The 17,839-nt window shown below is 49.9% G+C and carries 17 protein-coding genes; 2 read left to right on the top strand and 15 right to left on the bottom strand.

Annotated elements, in window-relative coordinates; translation table 11 throughout:
• Positions 1–14 precede the first annotated feature (14 nt).
• Positions 15–1,337 carry a DUF1015 domain-containing protein gene (locus SPICO_RS02765; RefSeq protein ID WP_013739171.1) on the top strand — a complete coding sequence of 441 codons (1,323 nt, stop codon included), beginning with the start codon at positions 15–17 and terminating at the stop codon, positions 1,335–1,337.
• Here the strand turns inward: SPICO_RS02765 and SPICO_RS02760 are convergent.
• Together SPICO_RS02760 and SPICO_RS02755 are read right to left on the bottom strand one after the other, a co-directional pair.
• Positions 1,327–1,911: an L-threonylcarbamoyladenylate synthase gene (locus tag SPICO_RS02760; protein ID WP_013739170.1), complete on the bottom strand. Its 585-nt coding sequence runs from the start codon at positions 1,909–1,911 to the stop codon at positions 1,327–1,329. The two genes, SPICO_RS02765 and SPICO_RS02760, sit on opposite strands and share 11 nt — an antisense overlap.
• Positions 1,912–1,934: 23 nt before the next feature.
• Complete coding sequence (locus SPICO_RS02755; protein WP_013739169.1) at positions 1,935–2,441, bottom strand: septum formation initiator; 507 nt, start codon at positions 2,439–2,441, stop codon at positions 1,935–1,937.
• 90 nt (positions 2,442–2,531) lie between these two features.
• Between SPICO_RS02755 and SPICO_RS02750 the strand changes: the two genes are divergently transcribed.
• On the top strand, positions 2,532–3,431 hold the full coding sequence (locus SPICO_RS02750) for a hypothetical protein (RefSeq protein ID WP_013739168.1): 900 nt from the start codon (positions 2,532–2,534) through the stop codon (positions 3,429–3,431).
• Between the two features lie 185 nt (positions 3,432–3,616).
• Here SPICO_RS02750 and SPICO_RS02745 read toward each other — a convergent pair whose 3' ends face one another.
• The 13 genes from SPICO_RS02745 to rsxC all read right to left on the bottom strand — a co-directional run bounded on the left by SPICO_RS02745 (position 3,617) and on the right by rsxC (position 17,731).
• A complete protein-coding gene (locus SPICO_RS02745) occupies positions 3,617–4,543 on the bottom strand; it encodes a ribonuclease Z (protein ID WP_013739167.1) in 927 nt (308 codons plus the stop codon).
• Positions 4,544–4,615: 72 nt separating this feature from the next.
• Positions 4,616–5,803 (bottom strand): ABC transporter permease, encoded by a 1,188-nt coding sequence (locus tag SPICO_RS02740; protein WP_013739166.1) that lies wholly within the window; start codon positions 5,801–5,803, stop codon positions 4,616–4,618.
• Complete coding sequence (locus SPICO_RS02735) at positions 5,800–6,501, bottom strand: ABC transporter ATP-binding protein (RefSeq protein WP_013739165.1); 702 nt, start codon at positions 6,499–6,501, stop codon at positions 5,800–5,802. Before SPICO_RS02735 ends, SPICO_RS02740 begins: the two co-directional genes overlap by 4 nt.
• Entirely contained in the window at positions 6,488–7,726 is a 1,239-nt protein-coding gene (locus tag SPICO_RS02730; RefSeq protein ID WP_013739164.1) for an ABC transporter permease, read from the bottom strand. The genes SPICO_RS02735 and SPICO_RS02730 overlap by 14 nt, the downstream gene beginning before the upstream one ends.
• Before the next feature lie 21 nt (positions 7,727–7,747).
• Positions 7,748–8,614, bottom strand: a complete 867-nt coding sequence (ftsY, locus tag SPICO_RS02725) for a signal recognition particle-docking protein FtsY (RefSeq protein WP_013739163.1) — start codon at positions 8,612–8,614, stop codon at positions 7,748–7,750.
• 16 nt (positions 8,615–8,630) lie between these two features.
• The gene (locus tag SPICO_RS02720; RefSeq protein ID WP_013739162.1) at positions 8,631–9,959 is read right to left on the bottom strand and encodes a hypothetical protein; all 1,329 of its coding nucleotides are present in this window, start codon (positions 9,957–9,959) and stop codon (positions 8,631–8,633) included.
• Positions 9,960–9,967: 8 nt separating this feature from the next.
• Positions 9,968–11,078, bottom strand: a protein-coding gene (prfB, locus tag SPICO_RS02715; protein ID WP_013739161.1) for a peptide chain release factor 2 whose coding sequence is annotated in 2 segments (ribosomal slippage) — positions 9,968–11,008 and positions 11,010–11,078 — 1,110 coding nt in all. Because the reading frame shifts where the segments join, the coding sequence is not laid out codon by codon here.
• Between the two features lie 24 nt (positions 11,079–11,102).
• Positions 11,103–13,001 carry an alpha-amylase/4-alpha-glucanotransferase domain-containing protein gene (locus tag SPICO_RS02710; RefSeq protein ID WP_013739160.1) on the bottom strand — a complete coding sequence of 633 codons (1,899 nt, stop codon included), beginning with the start codon at positions 12,999–13,001 and terminating at the stop codon, positions 11,103–11,105.
• Between the two features lie 268 nt (positions 13,002–13,269).
• Positions 13,270–13,860, bottom strand: coding sequence for an Rnf-Nqr domain containing protein (locus SPICO_RS02700; protein ID WP_013739159.1), 591 nt, complete (start codon positions 13,858–13,860; stop codon positions 13,270–13,272).
• The gene (locus tag SPICO_RS02695; RefSeq protein ID WP_013739158.1) at positions 13,857–14,492 is read right to left on the bottom strand and encodes an Rnf-Nqr domain containing protein; all 636 of its coding nucleotides are present in this window, start codon (positions 14,490–14,492) and stop codon (positions 13,857–13,859) included. The genes SPICO_RS02700 and SPICO_RS02695 overlap by 4 nt, the downstream gene beginning before the upstream one ends.
• Complete coding sequence (locus SPICO_RS02690) at positions 14,492–15,052, bottom strand: FMN-binding protein (RefSeq protein WP_013739157.1); 561 nt, start codon at positions 15,050–15,052, stop codon at positions 14,492–14,494. The genes SPICO_RS02695 and SPICO_RS02690 overlap by 1 nt, the downstream gene beginning before the upstream one ends.
• Positions 15,049–16,413, bottom strand: a complete 1,365-nt coding sequence (locus tag SPICO_RS09695) for an RnfABCDGE type electron transport complex subunit D (RefSeq protein ID WP_013739156.1) — start codon at positions 16,411–16,413, stop codon at positions 15,049–15,051. The genes SPICO_RS02690 and SPICO_RS09695 overlap by 4 nt, the downstream gene beginning before the upstream one ends.
• Before the next feature lies 1 nt (position 16,414).
• Positions 16,415–17,731, bottom strand: a complete 1,317-nt coding sequence (gene rsxC, locus SPICO_RS02675; RefSeq protein ID WP_013739155.1) for an electron transport complex subunit RsxC — start codon at positions 17,729–17,731, stop codon at positions 16,415–16,417.
• Between the last annotated feature and the right edge of the window lie 108 nt (positions 17,732–17,839).

The following is a 17,839-nucleotide window of genomic DNA, read 5'->3' as shown; positions in this document are numbered from 1 at the left end:
TCAGGAGCCTCCATATGACCGCCACGTACCATGAAAAACTTGAAGACGTCGCCATCAGACCCACTACAATCCTGTTGCCCAATCCGGAGATAAACATGGAAAAATGGGCTGTCATCGCCTGTGACCAGTTTACTTCAGAAAAAGAATATTGGGAACGTGCCTTTTCATTCATCGGAAACGCTCCCAGTACCTTGTTCATGTCACTTCCGGAATGTTATCTGACGGAAGCAGGCAATGAGGAACAGATTGCTTTGATTCATAAAGCAATGAACACATACTTTGATCAGGGAGTTTTCACCACGGTGGAGGATTCCTTCATCCTGGTGGAAAGGCAGATGAAGTCAGGTGCGCTGCGGCTCGGTTTGGTCGCTGCCTTGGATTTGGAAGCATACGACTATTCCCCAACTTCAGTGAGTCTGGTACGGGCGACGGAAGGAACCATCCTCTCCCGCATTCCGCCACGCAAGAAGATAAGGATGGGCGCGCCTCTTGAACTACCACATATTTTGGTTCTGATTGACGATCCTTCCTGTTCGGTCATAGAGCCGGTTTACAACACGTGTAGTCATGATGCCCCCCTATATGATTTTCACCTCATGGCGGGCGGCGGTCATGTCCGGGGATGGAAAGTCTCGGCAGTGGATGACATGGAAAGCATAGCTGATGCATTATTGGCATTGAAAACATCGCTCGATCCATCCAATCCCCTGCTCTATGCAATCGGAGACGGGAACCACAGCCTGGCCACAGCCAAAAACTGCTGGGAGGATATAAAGAAAACTCTTTCTGACACGGAAAAACTATTCCATCCTTCCCGATGGGCGCTTGTTGAACTGGGGAACATCCATGATCCCGCGCTTGAGTTCGAGCCAATCCATAGAGTCCTTTTCTCATGCGACAAAAACGACTTTCTCCATGCCCTGTCATCTCTTTGCGGTTCTTATGAACTTCGGCCTGTCGTACTGCCTGGAGAAGTCAGGAGGTCCGTTCAATCCTACAAAGGAAGCGGACAAGTCTTCGGCATGATTTCTTCCACGGATTCAGAACTCTGCATCGTACATGACCCACAGACATCCTTAAGTGCCGCTACGGTACAACTGACCATTGATTCCCTGCTATCTTCCGGGAAAGCCGAGGTTGATTACATACATGGGGAGGAAGCAACAATCAAGCTGGGGATTCAGGCAGGAAACATTGGCCTCATTTTGCCTGACATAGCAAAAAGTTCTTTTTTCCCGTCAATACGAATGGATAAGGTTCTACCCAGAAAGACCTTCTCCATGGGACACGCCGAGGAAAAACGATATTACATCGAAGCGCGGAAAATTATTCCCTAATCAGGGTAGTCGCGTCATAGGCACCCTGTCGCAGGATTCTGTACGGACGAACCGTGCAATCAACGATTGTCGAAGCCATGGTGGTACCGACAGACGATGAACCTATGACGAACAGGGCAATGCGTTCATCCATACCGTAATGAGAAAAAATCTCGTCAAATGAAAGCATTGCTTTCTCCCCAGAGACGTTGACACTTGTCGAATAGATAGGAGTGCCAACCATTTCCAAGATTTTTTGTATGAATACATCATCAGGAACCCGGATGCCTATGGTGCCGCCATCTTGTGTATTGACGATTGCAGTCAAAGGAGCCGGCCAGATTTCCTCCAGTCCAGGCGGCAGATGTCCGCCCGACAAGCTGCGGGCCATCTCCAGAGTGGCGAGAACCAAGAAAGATTTGTCGGCGCTGCGTCCTTTGATTTCCCTGAGGAGATTTTCTCCTTGGGGGACACGGGCTGACAACCCGTAGATAGTATCACAAGGAAGTATGACAGCATGGTCGGCAAGCAGACATTGCACTACCACCTCCGCACTCCTTTCATCCTGTCGGCTTATCACCAATTCATGCTCCATGGCATCCGTTCCTCGTCATTGAATTAAAAATAATCGTCATATTTCTCCCTTTGACCGTCTCCTGGCAGCTTCTTCCAGCCAATGTCGTCATCACGGAAACTACGTCTTTTTCCGGCAAGCATCATTGTGGCAATCACAGCCAGTGATATCCCCCCGGCTATCGCTGAAATGACACCGAAGGAAAGACCAGAAAAATCTTTTCCTCCGTCTTGGCTGTTCACCTCGTTCTTATCATCCTCCAAGGGGTCAAAGACATCTGGTTCGGAAAAATAATAAACGGTGTCACCGTCCATGGTGTACCCTAACCGGAAAGCAACATCCTTCAGCTCATCGCCCTGTGAAACTTCTTTTTCCGTACGTTCCAACTCCTCGACTTGAAGACGAAGCATCTCCTCTGCATAGAGCTTATCCTCAAGCGTTTGTCGGAGAATTCTGTTGCTAATGACTCCATGTTTGCCAAAGATTCCTATGCCTAATGACACAAGAATGATGAAGCTTATTGTAAATGATACAAGGTATTTTCTTGTCATAGTTATTGCTTGCTATTACAATTGACTGTACACAACTGTATAAGTTGTGTAAAGTTCCTATATAATTGTTTTCTTGCGGAGGTAGATCCAATGGCCGAAACTACACATTACGGGAAACGCATTTTCCTGACATTGCTGGTGACGATAATAGCACTTGCCGTTGTGACATACGGTGTAGTCACGTACATTTTTCCTGCGTCAGGGATCGAACTTGGTGATGTCCGTCCGGTCTTAATAAAATTGTTTCCTCTGCTGATTGGACTTGCAATGATTGAAATTGGTGTTCTAATCGCCCGTCGCCGTGAGGAAGACAGAGGCATTTCCGCGGAAGACAAACTCCCTCCCAACTCTTATGACCAGTCACTCTATGTTATGCCTGGTGATGATCCGGTGGCAACTTCCACAAAAAGTTCAGCACCCGCTGCCGCACTGGAAGCCCCCGTCCGTTCCATTACACCTCCCTTGCTTTCTGAACCGGTATCCGTTCCCCTGATGACTCCCAATCCGGCCGAAGCCAGAGTCATTCCTCCCGGCATGACAATCTATGCCCACGGCCCTATTGAGACGGGAACTGGCATAATTGCTACTTTGCCGACTTTCGAAGATACCTTTGACTCCGTCCTTGAAAAAGAATTGGCGGATGCAATCAGGTTTGATTATGATATTTCCCTTGCTGTCATTGCGTTCACAGGCGGCAATCATGTAGATATCGTCAGCATCCTTTTGAAGAATACACTTGAAGCTGCATTTGCATATGAACTGGAAAATGGCAAGGTCGCCTTGATCTTCTCCTTGTACACAGAGGAGGATGCCCGTTCCTATCTGCTGGCACTTCTTGATTCTTTGCGTGAACAGTTGCCGGGAATCGAATTCCAGATTGGTCTTGCTTCCCGTGCTGGACGAGATATTGACGCAGAGTACCTGTACGCGGAAGCTGAAACCGCTGAACTGGATGCTTCTTTTGACAACGGTGTCACCTTCATCCAGTAGTTTCACTGCCCCTACACATAGCAAAAGGAACCGTCCGGAGATATATCCTGCTGACGGTTCTTTTTGTTTGTTCAGTCACTTCGGTAAGATTGCTATTCCTAAAGGGTAAAGAAAAGAGAGATCTACATGATTGTTGAATAGTAGTTGGCCTTACGTAACCATAAGAAGCTGTCCATCCGCGCCCTCTAATCCTGTGGCAGAGGGATGGTAAAGCACATCCGATCCCTTGTATGAATCGTTCGCGGGAAAACGGCGCGCGCTTCCTCGACCAACTTCTTGATTTCCTTGTCAGTATACCGTGGGCTATAGTGAAAAAGTCCCATTTTCTTCACATGGGCATCGTGGGCAATACGGGCAGCTTGGACAGCTGTCATGTGTTTCTTTTCCACGGCGCTTGCTTCCAGCGCATTTTCAAACATCCCTTCACAAAGGAAGAAATCAGCATCCTTCACATGTTCGGCAATTGCAGGAAAGTAAAGAGAGTCCGTCACATAGGAAAACTTCCGCCCTCCCCGTGGCAACCCCATGACAGCATCAGGATGAATTTCCCTGCCATCCTCCAGGGTTACTGTATTCCCTTTCTGAAGCTGTCCCCACAGAGGCCCTCTGGGAATTCCCAGCGTGGCGGCAGCTTCCGGATTGAACTCCCCTGGACGTTCCTTCTCTATGAAAGAATATCCAAGACAGGGTTTTGTATGGTTCAGCTCAAAAGCCTCGACAAAATATTCATCAGTCTCAAAGATGCGTCCTGGCTCTACAGGAATGACAATGATCTCATAATTGATATACATGTCCAGGATACGTCTGTTTGCCTCGATATATTCCTTGAGTTTCCGCGGACCGTAGATATACAGCGGGGTGTCTCTCTCAACCTGACTTGAAAGCATCAGGATGCCGGGAAGACCTGTTACATGGTCGGCATGCATATGTGAAATAAAAATTGAATTAATTTTCTTCCATTTCAGGTTCAGCATCTTCAGCGTGACCTGGGTACCTTCTCCACAATCAAAAAGGAACAGTTCCCCTTCCCTGCGCAGGAGCGCACTGGTAAGAAAGCGTCCGGGCAGTGGCATCATGCCACTGGTTCCAAGTACAAATATCTCGAAATTCATACCTTCTTATAACTCTTTTACAAGAAAAATACCACTGCCCCTATCTGCCCACGTTTCGCTAATCAAGAAGGGCTAATCAAGAGGCATGATATCTTGGACACGACGGATGCTCAAGAGCGCGCTCAGTACGGATACCGCCAAGAATACAATGAAGACCATGAGCGCATCGACCACTGAAATGCTGATAGTAAAATCAAGCAGGTATTGGGATAAGGCCGGTATCCCTGCCGTGGACAGATTGAGCAGCAATGGTTTTGTTGCCAAGGCAATGATCCAGCCAATAAAAATACCTGTGACCAGACCGACGCTGGTCATTCCTATGATCATGACAAGATACGTCCATGATATTTCCCTACGGGGGAATCCCATGAGTTTCAAAGTGGCGATTGCCGACCGATCATCCTGAATGAATTCCTGACCAATCGTAGAAACAAAATATCCTGCCAATATGGCAATGAGAACGAATACAAGAGTCAAAGTACGTTGACTCACGAGAAGATTTTCAAAAATCGTAGGCTGTGTTTCCTTCAAAGATACCACTTCATATGAGGCAGGAAGCTCGTTCTGGATGAGATTCTGGATATGAGAGGATACAGGGGAATCTGTCACGATTTCCCAGACAACAGCGGACGGTGAGGAAAAATATTTCCGGGCATCTTTGGCTTCGACAAAAGCTATTCTCTTGTCAAGTTCACTATAGCCAGTAGAGAAAACAGCAACGACGGCGGCCAGTACTGGTCTGGCGGCAGTCCGCGTGCCATCTGGAATCAACATGAGTGTCAGCCGGTCGCCTGTTCCGACACCGAGTTCAGCAGCAGTATCTTTACTGAGCAGCAAGGGCAAAGCGGCTCCACTGACAGTAGTTCGGATTCCGTGAAAATTGATTGCCTCTGCTCTTTCGCCTGAAAAATAAGTCTCTGTATCCACGCCTTTGAGTCGAAGCGGAACGGCCTCATCACCCGCATACGCCAAGGCAGCTCCGTTAATCACGGGAACGATTTCCCTGATGTCGGAACGGACACTCCTGACCAATGACGGGACATCCACAGGTTCGGAACCATTGCTACGAATCGTATATGTACCATCGGAGACCAATGTATATTTACGCACTATACCTTCAATCATTCCGGAGACAAAAAGCTGGGCAACGACTACCAAGGCTGTCGTGAGGACAACTGGCATCATGCGCACAATCTGCCGGAGTCTTGCAGGCGCTGTCGTACGGGTTCCGACTCTCCGCGAAACAAGCATCCGAATCATGAAAGTCGCTCCAAGTTTCTGCGAGAAAGGAGATAGCGGCGATCACATTTTTCTGACAGGACAGCATCATGACTTACCAGAAAAAGTGTTAGATTCTCCTCCTTTACCAAGGAGAAAAGCATCTGTTCCACCATAGCGGCATTTTCCTCGTCCAAGGCGCCGGTAGGCTCATCGGCAAAAATGATGCTTGGTTTGTTCATCACTGCCCGTGCCATGGCGACCCTCTGTATCTCTCCGCCTGACAGTTCAGATGGCTTGTGGGAAAGCCGATCGGACAGGCCGACATAGGAAAGCAGTTCCTGCGCCCTTGTCCGGGCTTTCCTTTCAGAAGTTCCAGCCGCCTGCGCGGCAAGCATGACGTTTTCCAAAGCAGTGAAATCCGTAAGGAGGTAATTTGCCTGGAAAATAAAACCGACATCAGTGGAACGAAACTTGCTTGTCTTCTGAGATGAGAAAGCCGCAATATCTTCTCCTTTATACAGGACAGTTCCACTGTCAGGGGAAGCAAGTCCGGCTGCGACATGGAGGAAAGTGCTTTTCCCGCTGCCACTCCTGCCTGTGATAGCAACGCTTACACCTTTCTCAATTCCAAAGGTGATGTTTTCGAATACCATCACCCTGCCCTTGGAATTGTCCGGCAGAGGATATGACTTGGTGACATTGTCAAATTTCAGGATATCTTTTTCAGAATGTGTCATGCAGTATGCTCTCCATGATGTTCCGGGAGATAAGTTTCCTGGCGGCAAGGAACGAGAACAAGGATATCACCCCAAGCACGGCACAGGAAAAAAACGCGTAGAACACAACGTCCACCTTCAGGATAAGCGGCAGTGTCAGGATAGCCGGCGCATATCCCGTCAGTCCGCGGGAAAGCGTCGCTATGCCGGAAAGCAACGATGGGAATGTCAATGCCAGCACATGGGAAAGCAGGAATCCGCCAATAAGCCCGCAGGCCGCGACACAGAGGGATTGCAGCACGGATATCGTAAGGAGACTGCTCCGTCCGAATCCAATTACTTCAAGCATTGCAAGTTCCCTCTGCTTGTCACGGAGAAGTCTTCGTGATGCGTGGAGAAGCATGAAAGCCATGACGAGCATCAGGAAGCCTATCATTATGGTCATCATTCCTTTTTCAAGCATCATGGCGCCATAGAGCGATGCATATTGTTCCTGCCACGTCATCACCTGCCATGAGGGATGGAGAGCACGGATGGACGATGCCATTGCTTGGCTCGTCACTTTTGTCTCATCGACCACAAGGCCAATCCGTACAGATGAAGAAGGAACGAGAGCAAGCAATGATTCCAACGACATGAACATGACTGACGAATTGAATTCCGGCAATGCGGAGGAGAATATTCCGCTTGGACGTACCGTGAAATCCCGTGGTACGGCGGCACTTGTCCGACCTCTGGCAAGGACTGTCACGCGCATCACCTGTGTCCCCCCCATGGCTACGTTTTGCAGCTGCTCCCATGAAACAAGGATTTCCGGGATTGAAGCGTCAGCCGCTGGTTGCGCTCCAGCATAAATTTCCATGCTTTTCCCATTCTGCGTGTATGCAAAACCCATTTCATCAAGAGCCCGAATCCTCATCAGCCTCCCACCGCCATCGCCGGTATAGGCGATTGCGGGAATTTCCGAGAAAAGGATTCCCTTCGTCACTCCTTCAATTTCAGAAAGCATGGAAAGCGCATTCATTGCCCCGTCACGTGATGTGTCGTCAGGAACGACATGGAGGGAATACGAATCAAGAATCTTGATATCATCAAAACGCATCATCTGAAGTTGATCCATGAATGCAAGAACCAGGACAAGCGCTGTCATGGCGCAACAGATGCCGAAAGCAAGGAGGACAGCCGTGACGCGATGCCGATTCTGCCGTGAGAAAGCATATCTCCACGTTATCCGACCCACCGGCATCACAGGCAACTCCTTCCTTACTTACAGACTGACAAGGTCAGAGAGGAACTTTTCGGCGTTGAAACTCTCAAGATCAGTATATTTTTCTCCTGTACCGACATAAGCAATCGGCAAGCCGAGCTTTTCCCCTATCCGGATGACAGTTCCGCCCTTCGCAGCACTGTCATATTTTGTCAGGATGACAGCGTCAAGTTTCACCGCCTGATGAAACAGCTCAGCCTGGCTCAAGGCATTCTGTCCGGTCGTTGCATCAAGGACGAGGAACTTCTTATAGCTGTCAGCCGAAATATTCTTGTTTGCGATGATCTTATCAATTTTCTGTAATTCACGAAGTAAATTTTCCTTATTATGCATACGCCCCGCTGTATCCACGAGGATGATGTCCTCATGACGCGCCTGAGCACTGGTAATCGCATCATAGACCACCGCGCCGGGGTCACTGCCATCAGCCTGTCGCACAATCCGCACACCTATCCTCTCGGCATGCAGCTCAAGCTGGTCAGCGGCGGCTGCCCGAAATGTATCGGCGGCAGCCAGAAGGACTTTCTTACCTTGTAAATGAAAATGATAGGCAAGTTTGGCGATGGTGGTAGTCTTACCGACTCCGTTCACTCCAAGGACAAGAAAAACCTGGGGAGATGACGCAGGCTGATAAACCCACGGAGCTACTTTTTCTTTCAGGATATCACTGACAAAACGTAGGAAATCAGCATGTGTCTTCAGTTTTCCGGACTTGGCTTCCTGTCTCACCATGTCAGATATCTCCATGGAAAGACGGGGACCAAGGTCGGACTCAATAAGAGTATCCTCAAGTTCTTCAAAAAAACCTTCATCATATGTCTTTGCGCCAAAAAGCGCTTTCAGCTTCATACCAAGACTTTTGAACATTCCGGGCTCCTCATCATCAGAAAATCATTTCAGGCTGGACGCTGTTTCCATACAACAGGAGTTCCCCTATGAAATCAACCAATGTCAGCACGACAGCACCAGTCGCTACAGTATCGACAAGCCGCCAAACAGGAGGAACCAGACCGTTTGCCGGTGTCATCATATCCTTGATGACACCAACACCGATGTATGTCCCGATGGATGCCAGCAGACGAGCCATGGACTGATAGTATCCCCGTTGCCGAATTTCTACAATATCCTGCGTCATCCACGCGGGACGGAGATCAACGGCAAGATAGGGTTGTGGTTGTGTCGTCTGCCAGAAAAATGGAAAAAAACCATCCTTGTACACCGCCAGAGACAGAGGGACGTTGATTTCCGGCAGAAACACTGGCAAAGAGGTTGGTTGTGCCTTGCCGTTCAATACCCAGTGTACATCTCCGGTGAGTGAAGATATCACCGCGGCTCCCGCATACCGGGGAACCATGGATATCTGGAAAGGTACGGCAGCATCAGGGAATACGGTGACGGAACCAACATATGGTTCAAAACCCAAAGCATCAACCTGAATATCGTGGATACCCGGAACAATGGCAAAGGTATTCTCGAATATTTCCGTCGCAACCTGTCCGTCCACAACGAGAGTTCCCCCTTCAGCAGGCAACCCCAGCAACGTCAGAAAACTTCTGTCCAGACCGGAAAGCGCAGTGACCACCGGTCGGAACACGGCATCACGGTTGGCCGCACGGGCATAAGAAGGAAATGAAGTATCATACACCGTGGTATACGTACCCACACCCGCCACCGGTTCCGCGGTATCTTCCCCTTGCCCCTGTATCACGATTTTCTGAACTTCCACATAGTACACCGTCAACCGTGAAATAAATTCTTCTCCATGAGACTGGACGACCAGCAGTCCGTCAAGACCGGCACGCCTCATTACGACATCAAGGAACTCCTGTCCTCCCTCAAGAAACAACGGCGTAAGAATAGCAGAAGCCGGCAGTTCCACAAATTCAATAGGTAACGCCGTCATTTCAGCGGGGATATATTCCTTGGCGTCAGTTTTTCCTGGAGCCGCGGCATGTTGTCGGTTCAGGGAAAGCTCAGTCAGAAGACTGTGCCATGACTGCCCGGCAGGGGTGATATTTTCCCTGACAAGCTCAAGGGAAAAAAGCATGTCTTTGAACCACAATCCATCAGAAGCCGCCCGCGACGTCTCCTTTGTGACGGCGTAATAGCCTACGCGCCACGATGAGGCTGCGAAAAGCAAGCCGCCAGCTCCGCATCCCATGATGAGCATGAGCATGAGCAACATATATGCTTTTCCAATGACGCGCTTCATAAAGCTCCTTAGCTTTCGACTGGCGTGTTTCCATCCCACTGGAGGAACTGTTCAATGAAATCATCGATGTCGCCATCCATGACAGCCTGTATGTTACCGACCTGACAGTTCGTCCGGTGATCCTTGACCATCGTATACGGCTGGAAGACATAGGAACGAATCTGACTTCCCCATGTAATGCCCTTTTTTGCTATGGCAGTCTTTTGGTGCTCCTGTTCCTGTTTTTCCTTATAATACTCATACAGACGGCTCCGGAGCATCTTGAAAGCAACTTCCTTGTTCATGAACTGACTGCGTTCATTCTGACACTGCACTACAATCCCGGACTCAAAATGGGTGATGCGCACTGCCGAATCAGTCTTGTTCACATGTTGTCCTCCGGCACCACCGGCACGATAGGTGTCCAGACGGATGTCCTCCGGCTTGATATCAATTTCAATCTCATCGTCGATGACCGGAGACGCGTAGACCGACGTAAACGATGTATGCCTCCGCTTCTGGGAGTCGAAGGGACTAATCCTCACCAAGCGATGAACGCCCGCCTCTCCCTTGAGATATCCGAAGGCATACTGCCCTGATACCCTGATTGTCGTACTCTTTATACCGCCCTCATCTTCCTGCATGTCCAGTATTTCGCTCTTGAAACCATTACGCTCGCACCATCTCAGGTACATGCGCATCAGCATGGCCGCCCAATCACTGGCTTCCGTCCCGCCAGCTCCGGCGTGAATTGACAGGAAACAATCGTTCTTGTCAAAACGCTGGGACAGGAGCGTCTTGACCTTGAGCGGATGAAACTCTTTCTCAATATCCAGAATCTGTGAATCAAGTTCCTGGACAAGGGATTCATCATCCTCATTAGCGTACAAGTCAATGAGGTCACCGACATCATCTATCCTTTTCTTCAAGTCACGCCAAGGAAAGAATGAATCCTTCAACGAAGATAAATCAGAGAAGGTCTTCTCCGCCTTCTCCTTGTCATTCCAGAAATCAGGCAGCGTGGTCTTGGCTTCAAGCTCTTGTATCTGCTTTTCTATTCCCGTTGAGTCAAAGACGCCTCCATACGGTGTATGCTTCTTCTTTTATTTCTTCAAATTTGCTTTTATTCTGCAAAAACATAAGGACTCCTTGTGTATCGAGATCTTAACGTTCTATCTTCAATGCCAGCATATAGGTCATCTCAGCGCCGGAAGGCAGATCGACATTCCAGACAGGCATGAGTTCAGTATACTGATATTCCTCATGGAAACCAAGCAAGGTATTCACCGGAACGGAGAAATCTTGATGGAAGATTGAAAAACGCGCATCGGATACAAGGGATAAGGTCGTCTTGTTTTCTTCATCAAGTATCCGTATGCTCTTGTGGTTCTTTGACATCGTCCCGGAAGGAATGATATTCGAGCTTTCACGTGAAATGGAAAATACAGGAACAGTGCCTCCGTGTTGTCCCAGGGTCAGATTCACCTGTTCCCCCAGTTTGAAGACAAGCTGGCGTTGGCCTTCATTCTTCAGGCGGATGGTCACGATGACGGCATTTGTCCTGAACTTATATCTTTTTTCTATGAAGATGACATTTCCTGCCGGTTTCAGTGGGTATGTACAGGACGCAAGAAACTCCGTGTTCTTCTTATCGACGACGGTTATATCGTATATGTGGTTTGCCAGGCGGATGATGTCTTTTGAAGCCTGAGCGTCCGGTTTTTCCACTTCCGCACCATTGAGAAGCAGGCAGTCCTGGAATAATCCGGGAACAGCGGAGGTCGAATCTTTGGCGGGAACTCCCGCAGTATCAGCGTAATTCCATGCGCTGGGAAGATGAATCAGTTCACACAGGGAACCTCCACGGGCATGAAGCACTCCGCTGATTACTTTTCCTGATACGAGGTATTCGTCCATGCCGTCGTAATCCACGTCCTGCTGGAATGGAAAAGAAATGTCAGGCTGTTTCATCAGCTGTTGTTCTGCCGCGCTGATGTGACGGTAGCAGTATTTCCGCAGTCCGCCGGTATAAGGCCCTCCCGCAGAATCTCTGATATAGGCTGCGGAGCCTGATGCTTTCTCAAGCAGGGCTTCAACATATTTCCTGACATCACGGTTCTTTCTGTATGCGCGGACAATTTCTGTAAGCGTAAGCAGGCGGGCGTGCAGGTAATTGACCGTGTTGTCTTGCACCAGAAGGTCATTGAACGCCCTGACTCCTTCAATGGAGGCATCACGCCCATACCATCCACTGGGTAAGTATCCCAAGGGAAGCGGCTCCTCCGGTCTTTCAACCAGCGCATACAGCTGTGTCTTGCCCTGATCACTCTGTACTTCCTCCGGGAAAAGAGAAAAAACGGTTTCAAAGACATTCCAGACATGCTCATCATCCCGTGGAACCATTTGGGCGGCTCCTTGGCAGAGTTGGTCAATGTTAATCATGGCAAAGGCGTCAGGATGTGAAGCGAGCGATGTTTTCATACTGCGTTTCAGCATTTCAATGTCAGTCTGTCCGTCAGCATACTGGCGTACCGCATAAGAAATTCCGTCATCGGAAGGAAATACTTTTATGAACTTACCCATCTCCTGCATGCGAAATGGTTTTTCCGTGCCTGTCTTGCCTCCCAGTGCATCGAATGGTGAAATGACTACAGCATCCAGACTGCACATTTTCATGGTGTTGACCAAGGAGGGGTTCCATATCTGGTTGTAGCACCAGAGGACACGCGCTCTCTTTCCGAAGCGTTTACGGAGCAACGTGGTCATTTTTTCAATCTGGAGGGACCTTTCTTTTGCAGGAAGAACGTGGAGGACCGGTTGGTAATATCCTCCGGTGAGAAATTCGAGCTGTTCCTTCTTGATCAGGTCAACAATCAGCATGTTGATTTCGGGATAGCTGTCATCGAGACATTCCAGCAATGCACCGGAAAGATAAAGATGCAGCCGTACCCAAGGCTTCTGATACAGATGAGTAAGGAGGGGCTTCAGCGCACAGTCCACCACCCTCTTGAATGCCTGGGGTGAAGAACCATGGGGAATCTGACTGTATGCGCCAATGAACATGGACGGAAGGCTCCTCTACAAAGAAAGTCTAAACACAAGCATAATCCACAGAAAGCCGGAAGTCGATACTACCCGACTGTGTTTGGAACAAACTATACTTTTTCCTGAAGCTATGCAACGCCATCCGGAGGATAGTGTAAAAGTGAAATTTGCCAATGCTTCTTTTTTTGCTCTGCTCGTCTGTTTCAATCATTCAATCGCATACAATTGGACGAATATAATTCTGAAAAATATCCGTCAAGGCAGCTATCATGAACCTACTACAGTGTTACATGAGATTTAGATTCGTGAGAAGCGTGGAATCAACCGCAGAAAATACCAAAGCCATCAGTCCCAACGAAACGAACAAGATGGGAAGACCGGAAAAAGATTTCCTTACAGGATGAAGAAGCAGGCGTTCATGGATATTCCCCAGGAGAACGGCAACCAAAAGAAAGCCCAGTCCTGTCCCTGCCGACGCAAAGAGAGCCTGACCAAAACCATAACCTTCCATAGCAATAATCAGGAGCAGTCCCATGACTATGCCATCAGTCAGGACATGGGGAGCAAACGCCTTGACGTCTTCATGAAATTCCGGCGCATATGCCCTGACAACAGCCAACACCGCCATGCCGATGCCTGCCACAATCATGACAGAGACCAGCACGGACAAGTAATCCGCTTTCAAAGGAAGCAGAATGACAGTTCTGACTATCCAGCCCAAGATGCCGGAAAGGACAGTTGAAACTGCTATCAAAGCAGCCACGGAAGTCTTTGTGCGTGTGGGGCAAGGAGCCGCAAGCGTCCCAATTCCTAGCCCGTGGACAAGGACAAGATTGCTGACAAGGATATAGGTAATAAGTATGCCAATGTAACTCATGCTGTTTTCTCCTTCTCTGCCCGATTAGCCAAGACAACGGAATGGAATGCCATGAACATGCCCAGCACCATCAGACCTCCTGCCATACTCACTGCAACCTTGATGGGCGCGGAGGAAATAAAAGGCAGCGTGATGACACCGTTCCAATCCCCTATGGGAAAGAGGGTGACAGTCCCCTTCCCCAGTACTTCCCTGACCAGGGCTATGACTGTCAGACTCCCCAGAAAACCAAGCCCGCTCAGGAGGCTGTCACGCATTGAAGCTATAACTCCATGTCCACGGGCAAAACCATGTATCCGACTGAGAATAAGAGCGTTCACTGTCAGCAAAGGAAGCGAAATTCCCAATGTCCCATGCAACGCGGGAGCAAAAGCCTGAAGCAAAAGGGATGCGGCGGATGTGAAGGTAGCAATGACGATGAGCGGCACCAAAAGAGCGGCATCAGAAGTTATGACCTTCCGCAGGAACGATGTGACAAGAGAAGAAAGCATCATGATTGACAACAGAAGAAGTCCAAGGACAATGGCGGAATTGACGGCGGCAGCAGCTTCCAGCGCAGTGCATATGCCCAGAGCAAGGCATACTGCTGGCATTGATGTCTGTCCGTCTTGCTCATATGTTGTGAATTTCATCACCTTGTACCTCCCAGACTCTTGATATAGTCGGAACCTGCTGCAAGTGCGCGGGCAATGCCAGTAAAAGTAATCGTCGCACCACTCATTGTCTGTACATGACCTGCACTGAGCCTGGCTGCGGAAACGGGTACGGGAACCTGACCTCCTGTTCCTGTGAACATATCGAAATACCCAGGCTCCTGGCTCCGTGTCCCGATACCGGGTGTTTCGGTATTCTCCAGTATCGTACCAGCGATGATGGCTCCGGAAAGGTCATAGCTTGCAACGATGCGCATTGGTCCGCCGAAGCCGCTACCTGTAAGGTCGAGCACCCAGCCCACATGTTTTCCGTTCACATCCTTCATCTCCAGGCGATAGTTTACCGAGGCAACGCCTTCCACCGCTTCCTTCAGTCCCAGACTGTTTCCTGACGCAACCCCAATGTAGTCTGCCTGCTCCTGTGATGACGCAGCGGCAGAGACAATCGGCGCGGTAATGGCATTGAGTCCTGCAAGAAGAAAACAAGCAACGACAAAGGATATGGTGACTATAAGCACAGTCTTAATCTTTTCAGTCATGCCGTCACCTCCCTGTTTCCCAATTTTGCCTGTCGTCCGGTTCCATACAGCCTCGGTCGGATGTACCTGTCAATGGTAGGAGTCAGAATGTTCATTATGAGAATTGCCAAGGATGTCGCTTCCGGCAAGGAACCATAGTAACGAAGAAGGAATGTCAGGACGCCACATCCAATGCCAAAAACAAGCCGTCCCGGATTGGTGATAGGTGAAGTGACCATATCCGTGGCCATGAATAAGGCTCCCAAGACAAGACCGCCGGTTAGCAAAGGAAGAAGGACATCGCCATGGAAAAGAGGTAGCTCCGAACGGAGTCCGCCGAATATCCACGCCAAAAGTCCAAAGGAACCAAGATAAGACACGGGGATATGCCATGAAATGATTTTCTTCACAAGGAGGAATATGCCCCCTGCAAGAAGCAGGATTGCGCTGATTTCACCAATGGAGCCGCCTATATTCCCAAAGAAAGCATCGACAGCATAGGGAGAGACGTGACCACCGAAGAAGTCTGATATGCTCTTGGCAAATTCAGTGGCAGGATATCCTTGTGCGGTCATCAGTTCAGCAAAACCCTGCCCCACCCCTTTTCCGGAGGCAAGAGCTGTCTTTATCAAGGCAAGAGGAGTAGCACTTGCCACTGCATCAGCGACTACAGCGGTACTTGCCGTGGCTACGGTGCTTGCCGTGGCTACGGTGCTTGCTGTGGCTACAGTACTTGCTGTGGCTACGGTGCTTGCTGTGGCTACGGTGCTTGCTGTGGCTACGGTGCTTGCTGCGGCTACGGTGCTTGCTGCGGCTACGGTGCTTGCTGCGGCTACGGTACTTGCTGCGGCTACGGTACTTGCTGCGGCTACGGTACTTGCTGCGGCTACGGTACTTGCTGCGGCGGCGACAGGAACCGATGCCTGCGTAAGGACACCAGGCACGGGAAAGGATGACATGGCCGAAGTGAACGAGAAAAATACGAAGGCACGACCTCCCAACGCCGGATTCATCCAGTTGGCGCCAAGTCCTCCGAAAAGCCATTTGACCACTGCGATGGCAAAGACCGACGCTATCGCGGGAACATAGAGGGGAACAGAGGAAGGCATGTTCATGCCGACCAGCAGCCCGGTAACACACGCAGAACCATCAAGGATGCTCATGTCATGCGCTTCGCTCCCAATCAACCCAAGAAGATATTCAGTCCCCATGGCGACAATGACGGAAACCAGAAGCACCCACAGCGCGGATATTCCAAACATCCACACCCCCCACGCCGCGGCGGGTAAAAGCGCAATGACAACCGACCACATGATTACGGAACTGGTCGAGCCATCATGGATATAGGGAGAACCCTTTTTTATGAAAGCATCAAAAGCCATTTTACACCGTCCTCCGCATTTTCTTGCCCCATGAGAACCCCGCTGCAAGCGGTATATGCGCGGGACAGACATAGGCACAAGCCCCGCATTCCCTACAGTCCATTAAATTCAAGCCCAGAGCAGCCTTGATGTTTCCGCTGGCAATTAACTTAAACATAGTCGTGGGAGAAAGACCCACGGGACAGGCATCAAGACATCGACCGCATGAGATACATGGGGTTGTCGGCCTGACTGGGACAGAAGGCAATGCGACGATGCCATCCATGCCCTTGGTCACAGGAGCGTCTTCATCAACCTCGAAGCCCATCATGGGGCCTCCGGTAATAAGTTTACCGGGAGTCGAGGAATATCCCCCGCAGTATTCCACCACATCGCGGACTTTGACCCCAATCGGCACCAGGAGATTCGCAGGACGGGCAATGCACTCGCCTGTCACGGTGATAACCCGGTCGATGAACGGCATCTTGCATGCGCAACCTTGTCGGATGGCATATACGGTGGATACGTTCGTTACGATTGCTCCGGCATCGATGGGCAGCTTGCCTTGGGGAATCTCCCGTCCCAGTATGGCATTAATCAGAATCTTTTCATCACCTTCGGGATACTTTGTCTGGAGTGGACAGACCGTGATGGCCAATCCTTGGGCACTTATTTTATCCTGGAGCAAGGTGACCGCATCCATCTTGTTCTTTTCAATGCCTATATAGACGGCGGGAGGCGACAGAATACGCTTCAGGATGGCGATTCCCTCCAGCAACTCGTCGGCATGTTCCAGCATGAGCCTATGGTCGGCAGTCACATAAGGTTCACATTCACTGCCGTTGATAATCAAGGCATCAAGCCTGCGTCCAGGGGGTACGGCAAGTTTCACATGAGTCGGGAATGCCGCCCCTCCTGCACCGACGACCCCCATTTCGTGAATCAGGGCAGACAATTCAGCCGGAGTCAGCGTCTTCCACTCCGGAGCCGTACTGGCAGCAGTACCGTCCATGTCAGGCTGGATTGCGTCCGGCGCAATGACAACCGCTTGGCACACTGCCCCATTGAACAAGTGTATCTCACGGATCGCCCTGACCTCGCCCGTGGCGGACGAATGTACGTTCGTACTGACATTTCCTGTAGACTGACCAATTTTCTGTCCCCTCACCACTCTGTCGCCCGCTTTTACAAGACACGTGGAAGGCGCACCGATGTGCGCACCGAGAGGAATGACCAGTTCCGACGGCATGGGCATGCGGGTAATCGCCACGTTTACTGAAAATGACTTTGAATCCACCGGATGAACTCCACCACGCCTGAACGTCACGCTTCGTATCATACATACCCCTTAAAACAACCGGAGGACACGGATGCGGACATCCTGTCCAAGAATTTAAAATTGTGAATTCACTCACATATCAACAGGGAATTCCTGTTCATTGTAGTT

It is taken from the genome of Parasphaerochaeta coccoides DSM 17374 (genome assembly GCF_000208385.1).
Lineage (GTDB): Bacteria > Spirochaetota > Spirochaetia > Sphaerochaetales > Sphaerochaetaceae > Parasphaerochaeta > Parasphaerochaeta coccoides.
Note: the sequence above shows the minus strand (reverse complement) of the source record. Positions and strands in the feature narration are given on the sequence as shown.